The sequence below is a fragment of the Solwaraspora sp. WMMD1047 genome (assembly GCF_029626155.1).
GTDB lineage: Bacteria > Actinomycetota > Actinomycetes > Mycobacteriales > Micromonosporaceae > WMMD1047.
The window spans coordinates 1,360,208-1,376,896 of record NZ_JARUBL010000001.1 but is presented as its reverse complement, the minus strand read 5'-3'; the positions used below and the strand labels follow the sequence as shown (position 1 = coordinate 1,376,896).

13 protein-coding genes are annotated in these 16,689 nt (G+C 71.6%); 10 read left to right on the top strand and 3 right to left on the bottom strand.

Annotated elements, in window-relative coordinates; translation table 11 throughout:
* Positions 1–4: 4 nt before the first annotated feature.
* The 8 genes from O7627_RS06325 to O7627_RS06290 all read left to right on the top strand — a co-directional run bounded on the left by O7627_RS06325 (position 5) and on the right by O7627_RS06290 (position 8,055).
* Positions 5–769, top strand: a complete 765-nt coding sequence (locus O7627_RS06325; RefSeq protein WP_278092561.1) for a metallophosphoesterase — start codon at positions 5–7, stop codon at positions 767–769.
* 2 nt (positions 770–771) lie between these two features.
* A complete protein-coding gene (locus O7627_RS06320) occupies positions 772–915 on the top strand; it encodes a GPGG-motif small membrane protein (RefSeq protein ID WP_278092560.1) in 144 nt (47 codons plus the stop codon).
* A 156-nt stretch (positions 916–1,071) separates the two neighbouring features.
* Positions 1,072–1,566, top strand: a complete 495-nt coding sequence (locus O7627_RS06315; RefSeq protein ID WP_278092559.1) for a TspO/MBR family protein — start codon at positions 1,072–1,074, stop codon at positions 1,564–1,566.
* A 219-nt stretch (positions 1,567–1,785) separates the two neighbouring features.
* Positions 1,786–3,132, top strand: coding sequence for an ABC transporter substrate-binding protein (locus O7627_RS06310; protein ID WP_278092558.1), 1,347 nt, complete (start codon positions 1,786–1,788; stop codon positions 3,130–3,132).
* A gap of 73 nt (positions 3,133–3,205) precedes the next feature.
* Complete coding sequence (locus O7627_RS06305; protein ID WP_278092557.1) at positions 3,206–4,282, top strand: sugar ABC transporter permease; 1,077 nt, start codon at positions 3,206–3,208, stop codon at positions 4,280–4,282.
* A 1-nt stretch (position 4,283) separates the two neighbouring features.
* Positions 4,284–5,249 carry a carbohydrate ABC transporter permease gene (locus O7627_RS06300; protein ID WP_278092556.1) on the top strand — a complete coding sequence of 322 codons (966 nt, stop codon included), beginning with the start codon at positions 4,284–4,286 and terminating at the stop codon, positions 5,247–5,249.
* Between the two features lie 16 nt (positions 5,250–5,265).
* A complete protein-coding gene (locus tag O7627_RS06295; RefSeq protein WP_278092555.1) occupies positions 5,266–6,291 on the top strand; it encodes a LacI family DNA-binding transcriptional regulator in 1,026 nt (341 codons plus the stop codon).
* Positions 6,292–6,330: 39 nt separating this feature from the next.
* Positions 6,331–8,055, top strand: coding sequence for a glycoside hydrolase family 13 protein (locus O7627_RS06290; RefSeq protein WP_278092554.1), 1,725 nt, complete (start codon positions 6,331–6,333; stop codon positions 8,053–8,055).
* Between the two features lie 68 nt (positions 8,056–8,123).
* Here the strand turns inward: O7627_RS06290 and O7627_RS06285 are convergent, their stop codons facing one another.
* Positions 8,124–9,599, bottom strand: coding sequence for an MFS transporter (locus tag O7627_RS06285; protein ID WP_278092553.1), 1,476 nt, complete (start codon positions 9,597–9,599; stop codon positions 8,124–8,126).
* A 178-nt stretch (positions 9,600–9,777) separates the two neighbouring features.
* Here O7627_RS06285 and O7627_RS06280 point away from each other — a divergent pair, with 178 nt between their 5' ends.
* Both O7627_RS06280 and adhE read left to right on the top strand, forming a co-directional pair.
* Positions 9,778–10,920, top strand: coding sequence for a polysaccharide deacetylase family protein (locus O7627_RS06280; protein WP_278092552.1), 1,143 nt, complete (start codon positions 9,778–9,780; stop codon positions 10,918–10,920).
* Positions 10,921–11,141: 221 nt separating this feature from the next.
* On the top strand, positions 11,142–13,781 hold the full coding sequence (gene adhE, locus O7627_RS06275; RefSeq protein ID WP_278092551.1) for a bifunctional acetaldehyde-CoA/alcohol dehydrogenase: 2,640 nt from the start codon (positions 11,142–11,144) through the stop codon (positions 13,779–13,781).
* A gap of 53 nt (positions 13,782–13,834) precedes the next feature.
* On the opposite strand, the gene O7627_RS06270 is transcribed toward adhE, so the two are convergent.
* Positions 13,835–15,343 carry an FGGY-family carbohydrate kinase gene (locus O7627_RS06270; protein WP_278092550.1) on the bottom strand — a complete coding sequence of 503 codons (1,509 nt, stop codon included), beginning with the start codon at positions 15,341–15,343 and terminating at the stop codon, positions 13,835–13,837.
* Between the two features lie 99 nt (positions 15,344–15,442).
* Complete coding sequence (xylA, locus tag O7627_RS06265; protein WP_278092549.1) at positions 15,443–16,630, bottom strand: xylose isomerase; 1,188 nt, start codon at positions 16,628–16,630, stop codon at positions 15,443–15,445.
* Between the last annotated feature and the right edge of the window lie 59 nt (positions 16,631–16,689).

Below are 16,689 nucleotides of genomic sequence, written 5' to 3'. Positions count from 1 at the left end.
CGACATGACGATCCGGATCGCGGCCGTCGGCGACGTGCACCTGGACCAGGACGTACTGGGGCGGTTCCGGCCGGCGCTGGAGCGACTGCCGGAGCAGGCCGACGTCCTGCTGCTCGCCGGCGACCTGACCCGGCACGGCACCGAGGCGGAGGCCCGCTGCGTGGCCACCGAGTTCGGCGGCCTGGGCGTGCCGGTGCTGGCCGTGCTCGGCAACCACGACTACCACTGCGACGAGGTGCCGCAGGTGATCCGGGTGCTGGAGGACGCCGGCATCACGGTGCTGGAGGGCGCCGGCGTGGTGCTGGAGACGCCCGGCGGGCGGCTCGGGGTGGCCGGGGTGAAGGGCTTCGGCGGCGGTTTCGCCGGCCGGTGCGCGAGCGCGTTCGGCGAGCCGGAGATGAAGGCGTTCATCCAGACCACCACCGGGATCGCCGACGCGCTCGGGGTCGCGCTGAACGAGTTGGACAGCGACTTCCGGGTTGCGCTGACGCACTACGCGCCGGTGCCCGACACGCTCGCCGGCGAGCCGCTGGAGATCTACCCGTTCCTCGGGTCGTACCTACTCGGGCAGGCCATCGACGCGGCCGGCGCCGACCTGGCGATCCACGGGCACGCGCACTTCGGCACCGAGCGCGGGGTGACCCCGGGCGGGGTCCGGGTCCGCAACGTGGCGCATCCGGTGCTCAAGCAGGCGTACAGCGTCTATCAGCTGCACGAGCGGTCCGGCGGAATCAAGGTTTCCGCCGGGGGTGCCACGGGTATCCGCTAGCCATGGACCTGATTCTCTGGATTCTCGCAGTTGTACTGGTCGTCGCCGGGGTGCTCGCCCTCTTCCGGCGGCAGATCCTGTGGGGCATCGTCCTCATCATCGTCGGGCTGCTCGTGGGCCCGGGCGGCGTCAGCCTCTTCAGTTAGCCGCTTTCCCCGTCCCCTCAGCCCGCCGGGGTCGTCGTGTCCGGATCTCCGTCCTCCCGACTGGAGTCCTGACGTGACGACCCCGGCGCCTTTCTGTTTGCGGGCCGGCCCGGGCCGGCCCTGGTTTGCCGCCGGTAGGAGCGGGAACAGGACGGCATGGCGATGACCACGACCGCTGCCCGCACCAGTGGGGCCCGGCAATGGCTGGCGCTCGCCGGATTCGCGGTGGCGGTGACCGTGGTGGCCGCCATCGGCGGGCTCGGCGTCGCGGGCACCGCCGAGGAGTACCGGTCGCTGCGCCAGCCGTCCTGGGCGCCGCCGTCGGCCCTCTTCGGTCCGGTGTGGACCGTTCTCTACGCGATGATCGCGGTCGCCGGCTGGCTGGTCTGGCGCCGGGTCGGCGTCGGTCCGGCACTCTTCTGGTACGCCGCCCAACTCGTGCTCAACGCGATCTGGACTCCGCTCTTCTTCGGCGCTGGTCGATACGGCCTCGCCTTCGCGGACATCGTCGCGCTCTGGGTGCTGATCGGCGTCACTGTGCTGCTGTTCTGGCGGATCTCCCGGCTGGCCGCCGCCCTGCTGCTGCCCTACTGGGCCTGGGTCAGCTACGCGGCGGCGCTCAACCTCGCCATCTGGCAGCTGAACAGCTGATCCGGCCGCTCGGCGGGGTGATCCGGCAGCCCGTCAGCCGCTCGGCGCCGGAGACATCGGCGCACGTCACGGCCACCTCGCCAGGTTTCCGAATCGTTACGTCCTCGTGCCCACCAAGGTATGGACGACGGATCGTGCAAGCGCTTGCATGTGAGGACGTCCCATTGGGGCCGGCACGGAGCCGCAGGCTTCGGCGCGCCGGCAAGGAAGGAGGACGGCATGGCGGTCCACCCCAGGCCACGCCAAGCCCTCGTCATCGCGACCGCACTCGGTCTGGCGCTCAGCGCCGCGGCCTGCAGCAGCGACGACAGCAGCAGCAGTTCTGATCCGGACTCCGCGGAGTGCGCCCCCTACGCCGATTACCAGGGCCACGACGGTGAGTCGGTCTCCATTTACTCCTCGATCCGCGACACCGAGGCGGACCTGCTTGAAGAGTCGTGGGCGCAGTTCGTCGACTGCACCGGCATCGACATCGAGTACGAGGGCAGCGGCGAGTTCGAGGCCCAACTGCAGGTCCGGGTCGACGGCGGCAACGCCCCCGACATCGCGTTCATCCCGCAGCCCGGTCTGCTGGCCCGGTTCGCCGAGTCCGGCGCGCTGAAGCCGGCCTCGGCCGAGACCAAGGCGATGGCCGAGGAGAACTACCCGGCCGACTGGCTGAAGTACAGCACCGTCGGTGGCCAGTTCTACGGAGCCCCGTTCGGCTCGAACGTGAAGTCGTTCGTGTGGTACTCGCCGAAGACCTTCACCGAGAAGGGCTACCAGATCCCGGAGACCTGGGATCAGCTGATCGCGCTGAGCGACCAGATCGCCGCCGAGGGCCAGAAGCCGTGGTGCGTCGGGATCGAGTCCGGTGACGCCACCGGCTGGCCGGCCACCGACTGGATCGAGGACTTCATGCTCCGGACCCAGACTCCGGAGGTGTACGACCAGTGGACCACGCACGGCATCCCCTTCAACGACCCGCGGGTCGCCGAGGCGGTCAACCTGGCCGGCACGATCCTGAAGGACCCGAAGTACGTCAACGGCGGTTACGGCGAGGTCCGGAGCATCTCCACCACCTCGTTCCAGGAGGCCGGCCTGCCGATCCTGGACGGTGAGTGCACCCTGCACCGGCAGGCGTCGTTCTACGCCAACCAGTGGCCGGAGAACACCACCGTCGCCGAGGACGGCGACGTGTTCGCCTTCTACTTCCCGGCGGTGGACCCGAACGCGGGCAAGCCGGTGCTGGGTGGCGGCGAGTTCACCGTCGCCTTCGCCGACCGGCCGGAGGTCCAGGCCGTCCAGACGTACCTGGCCTCGGGCGAGCACGCCAACAGCCGGGGCAAGCTCGGCAACTGGGTGTCGGCGAACAACAAGCTGGACATCAACAACGTCAGCAACCCGATCGACAAGCTGTCGGTCGAGATCCTGCAGGACCAGGAGACCGTTTTCCGGTTCGACGGCTCGGACCTGATGCCGGGCGAGGTCGGCGCCGGCACGTTCTGGAAGGGCATGATCGACTGGATCAACGGTAAGGACACCGCGAGCACCCTCGATTTCATCGAGAACTCCTGGCCGAACTGACCCGATCGACGGTCCGGCCCGGGTCGCCCGGGCCGGACCGTCGTCGGCGGCCTGCACCCCCCTGGAGGAACTGATGAGCTTCGAATTCGCGGACGAGGGCCCGAAGCTGGCCATGCTCCTGTACGGCGTGGTCGCCTTCGTCGTCGTGGTGGGCGGCCTGCTCCTGCTGCTCGACGCCGTACCGACCTGGTTCGCCCGGCGGCGGGAGGCGCGGCTGGCGGCCGCCGCCGAGACCGCGGCCGCCACCGGCGCCGCGACCCCGGCGCCCCGCCGGCGGATGAAGGCCGGCCGGGCCGAAGGGCTCTTCGGCGCCTTCTTCCTGCTCCCGGCGCTGCTCCTGCTCGGCATCGGGCTGGTCGTCCCGGCCATCCGGACCACCATCCTGTCGTTCAAGGACGGCGGCAGCGACAACTGGGTGGGGCTGCGCAACTACGGCTGGATGTTCGCCCAGGACGAGATCTTCCAGGTCCTGACGAACACCCTCATCTGGGTCTTCCTGGTGCCGTTGGTGGCCACCTCGATCGGCCTGATCTACGCGGTGATGGTGGACCGGGCCCGGTTCGAGGCGGTGGCCAAATCGCTGATCTTCATGCCGATGGCGATCTCCTTCGTCGGCGCCGGCATCATCTGGAAGTTCGTCTACGCCTTCCGCCCGGAAGGCGCCGACCAGATCGGCCTGCTCAACCAGATCTGGGTGTTCTTCGGTGGCCAGCCCCGGCAGTGGCTGCTCGACCCGCCGCTGAACACCCTGCTGCTGATCGTCGTCATGATCTGGATCCAGGCCGGCTTCGCGATGGTCGTGCTCTCGGCCGCGATCAAGGCGATCCCGGCCGACATCGTCGAGGCGGCCCGGCTCGACGGCGTCAACGCCTGGCAGATGTTCTCCCGGGTGACGCTGCCGAGCATCAAGCCGGCGCTGATCGTCGTGGTGGTCACCATCTCGATCGGCACCCTCAAGATCTTCGACATCGTCCGGACCATGACCAACGGCAACTTCGAGACCGGTGTGATCGCCAACGAGATGTACAACCAGGCGTTCCGGTTCGGGCAGACCGGCCAGGGCTCCGCCCTCGCGGTCTTCCTCTTCGTCCTGGTGATCCCGATCGTGATCTACCAGATCCGCAACCTGCGCCAGCAGCGGGAGGTCTGACATGACAACCACCACTCCCCCGCTCGCCGGCGTCGCCACCGACCCCGACCGGCCGCGCACCGCCGTCGGCCGGGTCCGCAAGCGGTTGAACACCCGGATCGCCACGCTGGTCTCGATCGTCATCGCGGTGGTCTGGACGGTGCCCACCTTCGGGCTGTTCATCTCGTCGTTCCGCCCCGAGGACGCGATCAAGACCACCGGCTGGTGGACCTTCTTCACCAACCCCGAGTTCACCCTGCAGAACTACCAGGACGTGCTCTTCGGCCGGTCCGCGTCCACCGGGCAGCTCGCCAGCTACTTCGTCAACTCGATCGTGATCACCCTGCCGTCGGTGCTCTTCCCGCTGGCCTTCGCGTCGATGGCCGCGTACGCGCTGGCCTGGATCAACTTCCGGGGCCGGGACTGGATCTACATCGGCATCTTCGCGCTGCAGATCGTGCCGCTGCAGATGGCCCTGGTGCCGCTGCTGAGCTTCTTCTCCACCGGCGTGCACCTGTTCGGGGTCACCATCCTGCCCGCCTGGAACCTCGACGACGAGCAGCGCTTCCTGCAGGTCTGGTTCGCGCACACCTGCTTCGCGCTGCCGCTGGCCATCTTCCTGCTGCACAACTTCGTCTCGCAGCTGCCGAAGGACCTGATGGAGGCGGCCCGGGTGGACGGCGCCACCCACCCGAAGATCTTCCGGACCATCGTGCTGCCGCTGATCACGCCCGCGCTGGCCGCGTACGGGATCTTCCAGTTCCTCTGGGTCTGGAACGACCTGCTGGTCGCGCTCATCTTCGCCGGCGGTGGCGACGAGACCGCGCCGCTGACGGTGCGGCTGGCCGAGCTGGCCGGCAGCCGGGGCAACGAGTGGCAGCGGCTGACCTCGGGCGCGTTCGTCTCGATCATCGTTCCGCTTATCGTCTTCCTCTCCCTGCAGCGCTACTTCGTGCGGGGACTCCTCGCCGGCAGCGTCAAGGGTTGACCCCCATCCGTCGGCCGTGACCAGGATCGACGACGTCGCCCGGTTGGCGGGGGTCTCCACCGCCACCGTCTCCCGGGCGCTCCGCGGGCTGCCGACGGTGTCGGAGGCGACCCGGCAGCGGGTGCTGGCCGCGGCCGAGGAACTGCGGTACACGGTGTCGCCGAGCGCCTCCCGGCTGGCCGGTGGGAAGACCGGCACCGTCGCGGTGATCGTCCCCCGGATCACCCGCTGGTTCTTCGGCACCGTCGTCGAGGGCGCCGAGGAGGTGCTGCACGAGGCCGGCTACGACATGCTCCTCTACCACCTCGGCGGCCGGGAGCAGACCCGGCAGCGGCTGCTGCGCACGGCGAACCTGCGCAAGCGGGTCGACGCGGTGATGCTCGTCGCCACCCCGATGCAGACCGCCGACTTCGGCACCATCAACGAGATCGCGCTGCCCGGCGTCACCGTCAGCTCCGGCACCGTGGTGCCCGGCTGGCCGGGCGTCCGGATCGACGACGTACACGCCGCCCGGACCGCGACCGAGCACCTGCTCTCGCTGGGACACCGGCGGATCGCGCACATCTCCGGCGATCCGTCCGACGAACTCGCCTTCACCACCCACCTGGACCGCCGGCGCGGCTACCTGGACGCGCTTACCGCCGCCGGCATCACCCCCGACCCGAGGCTGGACGTGGACGCCCAGTTCACCGTCGCCGGCGGCGGCCGGGCCACCGAGGAGCTGCTGGAGCGGGGCGCGCCGCCCACGGCGATCTTCGCGGCCTGCGACGAGATGGCGATGGGCGCCATCGCCGTCCTGCGGCAGGCCGGGCTGTCGGTGCCCGGGGACGTCAGCGTGATCGGCATCGACGACCACGACCTGTCCGGGGTGGTCGGCCTGAGCACGGTCGCCCAGCCCGCCGCCGAGCAGGGCCGGCTCGCGGCCACGATGCTGCTCGACCCGCTCTGCCGCAACGCCCCACCCGTCGAGGTGCCGGAGCCGGTGATCCTGCCCACCCGGCTCGTCGTACGCGAATCAACCGGCCCGCCTCGGGAAGAATGAGGCGGGTACCGTCGGCGCCCGCCGGCGGGACGTGACCGCATGCCCACCCACCTGCCCGGGGAGCACACCCTGAACAGCCACGAGACCACCGCCGGCCAGCCGCGTACCGCCGACGACCCGCCGGGCCGGCGGGCCTGGTGGGAGGAGGCGGTGATCTACCAGGTCTACCCGCGCTCGTTCGCCGACTCCGACGGCGACGGGGTGGGTGACCTACCCGGCATCACCGCCCGCCTCGATCACCTGGTCGAGCTGGGGGTGGACGCCGTCTGGCTCTCGCCCTTCTACCCGTCCCCGCAGGCCGACGCCGGCTACGACGTCGCCGACTACCGCGACGTCGACCCGCTCTTCGGCCGGCTCGCCGACGCCGACCGGCTGCTCGCCGAGGCGAGGGCGCGCGGCCTGCGGGTGATCGTCGACCTGGTGCCCAACCACACCTCGTCCGCGCACGCCTGGTTCGCGGCGGCCCTGGCCGACGGGCCGGGTGGCCCGGCCCGGCAGCGCTACATCTTCCGGGACGGCCGCGGCCCGGACGGCGCCGAGCCGCCGAACACCTGGCAGAGCGTCTTCGGCGGGCCGGCCTGGACCCGGGTCACCGAACCGGACGGCCGCCCCGGCCAGTGGTACCTGCACCTGTTCGACACCGGTCAGCCGGACCTGAACTGGGACCACCCGGAGGTACGCGCCGAGTTTCTCGACATCCTGCGGTTCTGGCTGGACCGGGGGGTCGACGGCTTCCGGGTGGACGTGGCGCACGGCCTGGTCAAGCAGGCCGACCTGGCCGACTGGCACTACCCGCAGGAGATGCTCTCCGGGGAGGGCACCGAGGGCGTCCGCCCGCCGATGTGGGACCAGGACGGCGTACACGAGATCTACCGGGACTGGCGGGCGGTGCTGGACGGCTACCCCGGCGAGCGGATCCTGGTGGCCGAGGCGTGGGTGCAGCCGGCCGAGCGGCTGGCGGCGTACGTCCGCCCGGACGAGATGCACCAGGCGTTCAACTTCGAGTACCTGGAGGCGGCCTGGACCGCCCCGGCCCAGTACGCGGTGATCACCCGGTCGCTGGCCGCCACCGACGCGGTCGGCGCCCCCACCACCTGGGTGCTGTCCAACCACGACGTGCTGCGGCACGCCTCCCGGCTCGGCCTGCCGGTCGGCCGGCCCCGGCCGAAGGGGATCGGCGTCGGCGACCCGCAGCCGGACGCCGCGCTCGGTCTGCGCCGGGCCCGGGCGGCCACCCTGCTGATGCTGGCCCTGCCCGGCTCCGCCTACCTCTACCAGGGCGAGGAGCTGGGGCTGCCGGAGCACACCACGTTGCCCGACGAGGCCCGGCAGGACCCGGCCTGGCACCGCAGCGGGCACGCCGAGCGGGGCCGGGACGGGTGCCGGGTGCCGATCCCGTGGGAGGCCGACGCGCCCTCGTACGGCTTCGGCCCGACCGACGCGAGCTGGCTGCCGCAGCCGTCGTCGTGGGCGGAGTACGCGCTGGACCGCCAGCGGGGGGTGCCCGGCTCGACCTACGAGATGTACCGCACCGCGCTGCGGCTGCGCCGCGAGCACGACCTCGGCGGCGGCGCGCTGTTCTGGCTGGAGAGCCCGGACGACGTGCTGGCCTTCCGCAACGGCGAGGTGGCCGTGCTCACCAACTTCGGCCCCACCCCCACCCCGCTGCCGCCCGGCGCCGCCCCCCTGCACACCAGCGCCCCGCTGACCCCCGACAACACCGTCCCCACCGACACCACCGTCTGGTACCGCCCCGCCGGCTGATCATGATCATGAAGGGTCCGGGTTGCTTCAACAACCCGGACCCTTCGCGCAACTCGGTCGAGTGGCGGTTAGCGGCCCGGCGCTCGATCTGAGTCTGCAGGTGGTGGTACCGGGGCGGCGCGGAGGTGGTCGGCGCGGGTGTCGAGGAGGTGGTGGACGGCGGCGATGTCGCGTGGGGAGGTGCGCGAGGCGAGCCAGTACATGACGCCGGTGGGGACGAAGAAGAGCTGGAACGCGGCCAGCCCGACGGCGAAGTTGAGCGGCGGCGGGAAGGCCGTCCGCAGGCCCTGGAAGGCGACCCCGACCAGCCCGTTGCCGGCCGCCCGGCCGACGCCGTTGACCAGGTTGCCCAGGCTGTAGACGGTGCCCCGGTGCTCGGGCGGGTTGACGTCGGCGATCAGCGCGAACCAGTTCGGCGAGTTGGCCGAGGTGAGCGCCAGCGCCAGCACGGCGGTGGCCAGGCTGAACCCGATCGTCGGCTCGGTCAGGACGCTGCCGAGCACGGCCGCGATCACCGCCCCACCGCCGGCGCCGTCGGGCACGTCGATCTGGATCGGGATGAAGAACAGGACCAGATAGAACGGTACGGCCGCGAGCACGCCCACCGCCGCGACCAGCGCCCGCCCCCGGGGGGTACGCCGCTGCACCGCGTCGCCGATCAATCCGCCCACGATGGACAGTGCCCCGCCGAGCTGGAACAGGGTGGCGAAGACGCTGCCGATCACGATCGCGGTGGCCGCCGAGTAGCCCTGGTCGATGGCGCGCTCCTGGAACAGCACCGGCAGCCAGACCAGCGACCCGAAGGCGAACTGGGCGGTCAGCCCCTGCAGCACCAGCCAGACGTTGGTCCGGCGGGCGGCGATCCGGGGCAGGTCGGCGCGGCTGATCCGGTAGTCGTACTCGCCGCCGGTGGCCAGCGCGCCGGCCAGTTCCGGCTCACTCTGGCCGCGCCTGACGTCGTAGGTCAGCAGGTAGGCGCCGGTGGCCACCAGGCCGGCGGCGGCGAGCAGCAGGAACGGCCGGCGCCAGTCCTGCGCGCCGAGCAGCCCGCCGAGCAGGGTGCCGGCCAGGGTGCCGATGCCCTGGGAGAGCCCCCAGAAGCTCATCACCAGCCCGCGCCGCCGGGGGGAGATCAGGTCGGTCACCACGGAGAAGCCCACCGAGCCGACGGCGCCGAGCCCGATCGCCGCCAGCACCTGGGCGGCGAAGAAGACCGGGTAGTGGCCGGCCACCGCGCTGCCGGCGGTGCCGGCGGCCCAGAGCAGGGTGCCGATCATGAGCAGCGGCTTGCGGTCGGTGCGGTCGCCGAAGTACGCCCAGCCGACGGCGGCCACCGCGCTGATCAGGTAGCTCGCGGCGGTCACGAACCCGATCGCCGCCGGCGCGGTGTCCAGCGACTCGCCGATCGGCCGGTACAGCGGCGGCACCAGCCCGATCGCGACGTTGTCGAGCGAGGCCAGCACCACGAAGACGACCACGCTGTAGAGCCGGTGCACCGGGCCGCCGCCCCACGCCCTGGCGGCCACCGCCCTCGCGCTGCTCACGGCCGCGTTCCCGTCATGCCCGTTATCCTGGCCGATCCCGCCCGCCGGGTAGCGGGCGGGCGGCTCTCCGGTCTTGCGGGATGAAACATCTCGATACATACTTCGGAATGTTTCTCTATATCGCAGATCATCGATCTGCTCTCGGCACCCGCCCGACCGTCCCCACCGGAGGCAGCGCATGGCCAGCCCACCCCACCTCGCAAGACGTACCCTGATCGCGGTTGCGGCATTGGCCATGACCGTCACCGCCGGCGCCGCCGCGGTCACTCTCGCGCCCACCCCTTCCTCGGCCGCGGCCTGCAACGGCTACGTGGCGCTCACCTTCGACGACGGCCCCAACCCGGCGACCACGAACAGCCTGCTCAACGCGCTGCGCTCGGCCGGGGCCCGGGCCACCATGTTCAACACCGGCCAGAACGCCCAGAACAACGGCGCCCTGGTCCGGGCCCAGCGCGACGCCGGCATGTGGGTGGAGAACCACAGCTGGAGCCACCCCAACATGACCCAGCTCAGCCAGTCCCAGATGGCCTCCGAGATCAGCCGGACCCAGCAGGTCATCCAGCAGCTCACCGGGACCGCGCCCCGGCTGTTCCGGCCGCCGTACGGCGCGACGAACGCCACCCTGCGGGCGGTCCAGGCCCAGTACGGTCTCACGGAGGTGATCTGGGACGTCGACTCCCAGGACTGGAACGGCGCCAGCACCGCCGCGATCGTGCAGGCCGCGGGCCGCCTCCAGGCCGGCGGCGTGATCCTGATGCACGACAACTACCAGACGACCATCCAGGCCATCCCGCAGATCGTCGCCAACCTCAGCAGCCGCGGCCTCTGCCCCGGCATGATCTCCCCGACCACCGGCCGGGCGGTCGCGCCGGACGGCACGACACCGCCGCCCACCACTCCCCCGCCGACCACGCCACCGCCCACCACACCCCCGCCCACGACGCCCCCGCCCACGACGCCCCCGCCGACCACGCCACCGCCCACCACTCCGCCGCCCGCCGCCGGCGGATGCCGGGTGGCGTACGGGGTGAACGCGTGGAACAGCGGCCTGACCGCGGACATCACGATCACCAACACCGGCAACTCCACGATCAACGGCTGGTCGCTGAGTTTCGCGCTGCCCAGCGGGCAGACCATCGTCGGCGGCTGGAACGCCAGCTACTCCCCGACCAGCGGGCAGGTGACCGCCCGGAACGCCTCCTACAACGGCACCATCAACCCGGGCGCCTCGGTCGGCATCGGGTTCCAGGCCAACCACACCGGCAACACCGCACGACCGTCCTCGTTCACCCTCAACGGGGCCACCTGCGCCCTCGCCTGACCACCGGCCGGTTCGGCCGCCATTGAAGCCACGAGGTGAACGCCAGATACCCTACGCCGCAGTTTCAGGGTAACTGGTGTTCACCTCGTGGTCGGCCCGGCCGGGTCGAAGGTCCCGGCGGTCGGGGTATTCCGGCAACGGCGGTGGAGCGGGTCCAGGGTCGACGATCAGGGTGAGCACCGACGGCAGCAGCCGACGGGCCGACGATCGAGGTGATCCGCATGACCCGAACGGCGCCGGACCGGGCCGCAACAACCACCCCGAGCGACCTGGACGTCGCGATCGACACCCTGGTCACCAACGCGCTCAAGGCACTCGACGACTACGCCGCGCTGAACCAGGAGCAGGTCGACACCATCGTCGGCAAGGCGTCGATCGCCGCGCTGGGCCGGCACAGCGATCTGGCCCGGCTCGCGGTGACCGAGACCGGCCGCGGCGTCTTCGAAGACAAGGCGGCGAAGAACATCTTCGCCTGCGAGCACGTCACGCACAGCATGGCCGGGTTGAAGACCGTCGGCGTGATCGGCCGCGACGAGCCCGCCGGGATCGTCGAGATCGCCGAACCGGTCGGCGTGGTCTGCGGGGTCACGCCGGTCACCAACCCCACCTCGACCACCATCTTCAAGGCGCTGATCGCGTTGAAGACCCGTAACCCGATCGTCTTCGCGTTCCACCCGGCCGCCCAGGCGTGCAGCGCCGAGGCCGCCCGGGTGGTCCGCGACGCGGCGGTGGCGGCCGGCGCGCCGGAGCACTGCGTCCAGTGGATCGACCAGCCGTCGCTGGCCGCCACCAGGGCGTTGATGCACCATCCCGGCGTTTCGGTGATCCTGGCGACCGGGGGCAACGCCATGGTGCGGGCGGCGTACTCGGCCGGCAAGCCGGCGCTCGGCGTCGGCGCCGGTAACGTCCCCGCGTACGTGGAGAGCAGCGCCAAGCTCAGCCGGGCCGTGCACGACGTGGTGCTGTCGAAGTCCTTCGACAACGGCATGATCTGCGCGTCGGAGCAGGCTGTGATCATCGACGACGCGATCTACCGCCCGGCGTTGGCCGAGTTCGAGCGGTTGCACGCCCACCTCGCCAGCGCCGACGAGAAGCGCCGGCTGGAGGAGCTGATCTTCGGGGTGCCGGCGGGCACCGCCGGCTGTGCCGGCGCCCGACTCAACCTCGAGGTGGTCGGCCAGTCGGCGGCCTGGCTCGCCGAGCGGGCCGGCTTCCAGGTGCCGGCCGACACCTCGGTCCTCCTGGTCGAGCTCGACGAGGTCGGCCCGGCCGAGCCGCTGAGCCGGGAGAAGCTCTGCCCGGTGCTGGCGGTGCTGCGCGCGCAGGACCGGGCCGCCGGGCTGCGCCACGCCGAGCGGATGGTCGAACTCGACGGGCTCGGCCACAGCGCGGTCATCCACACCGAGGACGACCGGCTGGTCGAGGAGTTCGGCGCCCGGGTCAAGGCGGTCCGGGTGATCTGGAACGCGCCCTCCTCGCAGGGCGCCATCGGCGACATCTACAACGCGTTCCTGCCGTCACTCACCCTCGGCTGCGGCAGCTACGGCCACAACTCGGTCTCCAACAACGTCACCGCCGTGAACCTGCTCAACATCAAGCGGATCGGCCGGCGGACCAACAACCTGCAGTGGTTCAAGGTGCCACCGAAGATCTACTTCGAGCCGTACGCGATCAGGTACCTGGCGGACATGCCCGACCTGCACCGGGTCACCGTGGTCGCCGACCCGACGATGACCCGGCTCGGTCACGTCGACCGGGTGCTCGACGTGCTGCACCGGCGGGCCGAGCCGGTCGCCCTGCAGATCATCGACAATGTCGAGCCGGAACCGAGCATCCGGACCGTGGACGCGGGCGCGGAGCAGATGCGCGCCTTCCGCCCGGACACCATCGTCGCCGTCGGCGGCGGTTCGGTGATGGACGCCGCGAAGGTCATGTGGCTGCGCTACGAGCATCCCGAGGTGGTCTTCGCCGACCTGCGGGAAAAGTTCATCGACATCCGCAAGCGCGCCTTCACCTTCCCCGCCCCGGGTCGGCTGGCCCGGCTGGTCTGCGTACCGTCCACCTCGGGCACCGGGGCCGAGGTGACCCCGTTCGCGGTCATCACCGACACCGCGACCGGCAAGAAGTACCCGCTCGCCGACTACGCCCTCACCCCCAGCGTGGCGATCGTCGACCCGACGCTCGCCGCCGACCTGCCCCCGGTGGTGACCGCCGACAGTGGATTCGACGCGCTCACCCACGCCACCGAGGCGTATGTGAGCGTCTACGCCAACGACTTCACCGACGGTCTGGCGCTGCAGGCGATCCGGCTGATCTTCAAGTATCTCGAACGGGCGGTGACCGCCGGCGCGGCCGACCCGGAGGCCCGGGAGAAGATGCACAACGCCGGCACCATCGCCGGCATGGCGTTCGGCAACGCCTTCCTCGGCATCGTGCACGCCATGTCGCACACCCTCGGCGCCACCTTCCACGTCGCGCACGGCCGGACCAACGCGCTGCTGATGCCGCACGTGATCCGCTACAACGGCGCCCGGCCGGCGAAGCTGACCGGCTGGCCGAAGTACGAGAGCTACCAGGCCCCGGAGCGGTTCCAGGAGATCGCCGCGCTGCTCGGCCTGCCGGCCGCCACCCCGCAGGAGGGGGTCGAGTCGTACGCCGCCGCGATCGAACGACTGCGGGACGCGGTCGGCATCGAGCCGTCATTCCAGGCCCTCGGCGTGGACGAGAAGGCCTTCCTGGCGGCCCTGCCGGAGCAGGCCATGAACGCCTTCAACGACCAGTGCGCCCCGGCGAACCCGCGCCAGCCGATGCTCGACGACCTGCAGGAGATCATGCGCACCGCCTACTACGGCACTGCCTGACTCCGGCCCGCCGCCCCGCCCCGCCGGCAGCCGGACCGGCGGAGCGGGGCGGGTCAGGCGTCGGGGCGGTCGGTGGTGAGGTCGCGGACCTCGGCGTACCGGTCGTGGATGGCCGGGACGGGCGGGGCCGCGTACTCGCGGGTCTGGCCGGCCGACCACGGCGGTGGCGCCGCGCCGCCCAGGGCGACCCAGGCGGCCTGACGGGCCGCGCCGTCGGCGACGTACTCGCCCGGGGACGGCACCAGGACCGGGCAACCGAAGATCTCCGGTGCGATCCGCCGGACCGCCTCGGACCGGGCGCCACCGCCGACCAGGATCACCCGCTCGACGCTCGCCCCCTGCGCGGTGATCGCCGCCAGGCCGTCGGCGAGCGCGCAGAGCATCCCTTCCACGGCGGCCCGGGCCAGATGCGCCGGGGTCGAGGTACGCAGCGTCAGGCCGTGCACCGCCCCGGTCGACCGGGGACGGTTGGGGGTGCGCTCCCCCTCCAGGTAGGGCACGAGGACCAGCCCGTCCGCACCCGGTGGCGCCGACAACGCCAGCCGGGCCAGCTCGTCCAGGTCGACACCGAGCAGCCTGGCGGCGGCGTCCAGCACCCGGGCCGCGTTGAGCGTGGCGACCAGCGGCAGGAATCGCCCGGTCGCGTCGGCAAAGCCGGCCACCGCGCCGGACGGGTCGGCCGCCGGGGCCTCGGCGACGCTGAAGACGGTGCCCGAGGTGCCGATCGAGACGATCACGTCGCCCGACCGGGCGCCGACGCCGAGCGCCGCCGCGGCGTTGTCGCCGGTCCCGGGGCCGAGCACCGCCCCGGACGGCAACCGCCCCGCCGGTTCGGCGGGACCGAGCACCGCCGGCACGCCGAGCTGCCGGCCGAAGGCGTGTTCCAGCAGGTCGAGCCGGTACTGCCCGGTCGCGGCCGACCAGTAGCCGGTGCCGCTGGCGTCACCGCGATCGGTGCGCAGGGCGTCGAGCCCGACCGCCGGCGACCCGGCCGCACCGGCCCCGGTGGAGCCGCCAGTAGCGGCGCCGCCGATAGAGGCGCCGCTGGTAGCGGCGCCGTCGGTCGGGCCGCCGCCGGCCAGTCGCCAGGTGAGCCAGTCGTGCGGCAGGCAGACCGCCGCCGCCCGGGCCGCGTTCTCCGGCTCGTGCCGGGCGAGCCAGCGCAGCTTGGTGACGGTGAAGCTGGCGACCGGCACCAGCCCCACCGCCTCCGCCCACGCCCGCCCACCGGTCTCGCCGCCGCCGAACTCCGCGATCAGGTCGCTGGCGGCGCCGGCCGACCGGGTGTCGTTCCAGAGCAGCGCCGGGCGGACGACGGCGCCGGCGTCGTCCAGGCAGACCATGCCGTGCTGCTGGCCGGCGACCGACACGGCGGCCACGTCGGCCAGGCCGCCGGCCTGCGTGATCGCCTCGTCGAGCGCCCGCCACCAGGCCTCCGGATCGACCTCGGTGCCGTCCGGATGCCGGGCCCGCCCCTCGCGGACCAGCTCACCGGTCTCGGCGTCCCGGATGACCACCTTGCACGACTGGGTCGACGAGTCGACCCCGGCGACGAGCGCCATACCGCCTCCCTGCTCCTCGGGCCGTCGCGGACGGCCGGCTGGTGACCGACGAGCGGCCAGCTACTGATCGACGAACGGCCGGCTACTGATCGACGACGGTCAGCGGGCGCCGAGCAGGTGCTCGACGGCGAGCTGGTTGAGGTGGACGAAGCCGAAGCCGCGCCCGGCGACCGCGTCGACGTCCAGCTCCTCGAAGGCGCTGCGGTCGGCGAGCAGGTCGGTGTAGGTCTCGCCCGGGTTCAGGGTGGGGGTGGACAGCTCGGAGACCTTGCTGGCCGCAAGCGCCGCCTGCACCTCCGGGTCGGCCCGGAACGCCGCCGCCCGCTCCTTGAGCAGCAGGTAGGTACGCATGTTGGCGGCGGCCGACGCCCAGACGCCGGTGTAGTCCTCGGTCCGGGACGGCTTGTAGTCGAAGTGCCGCGGGCCGTCGTAGGCCGGGGCGCCGCCGGGGCCGCCGTTCTCCAGCAGGTCGACCAGGGCGAACGCGTTGAGCAGGTCGCCGTGGCCGAAGACCAGGTCCTGGTCGTACTTGATGCCGCGCTGGCCGTTGAGGTCGATGTGGAACAGCTTGCCCTGCCAGAGCGCCTGGGCGATGCCGTGGGCGAAGTTGAGCCCGGCCATCTGCTCGTGCCCGACCTCGGGGTTGAGGCCGACCATGTCGGAGTGCTCCAGGCTGGCGATGAAGGCCAGCGCGTGCCCGACGGTCGGCAGCAGAATGTCGCCGCGCGGCTCGTTCGGCTTGGGCTCGATGGCGAACCGCAGGTCGTAGCCCTGGTCGAGGACGTAGCTGGCGAGCAGGTCGACGCCCTCGCGGTAGCGGTCCAGGGCGGCCCGGATGTCCTTGGCCAGGTCGTACTCGGAGCCTTCCCGGCCGCCCCACATGACGAAGGTGCGGGCACCCAGCTCGGCGGCGAGGTCGATGTTGCGCAGCACCTTGCGCAGCGCGTACCGGCGGACGTCGCGGTCGTTGCTGGTGAAGCCGCCATCCTTGAACACCGGGTGGTTGAACAGGTTCGTGGTGACCATCGGCACGACCAGGCCGGTCTCGGTGAGCGCCTTGCGGAACCGGGCGATGTGCTGGTCGCGGCTGGCGTCGTCGGAACCGAACGGGATCAGGTCGTCGTCGTGGAAGGTGATGCCGTACGCACCCAGTTCGGCCAGCTTGTGCACCGCCTCCACCGGGTCCAGCGCGGCCCGGGTCGCGTCGCCGAACGGGTCGCGGGCCTGCCAACCGACGGTCCAGAGGCCGAAGGAGAATTTGTCGGCGGGAGTGGGCTGGGCTGTCATGATTGACCTCCACGTGACGTCGGCGAAACTTCCAAGATTTGTTTATCGGTTGAATTATT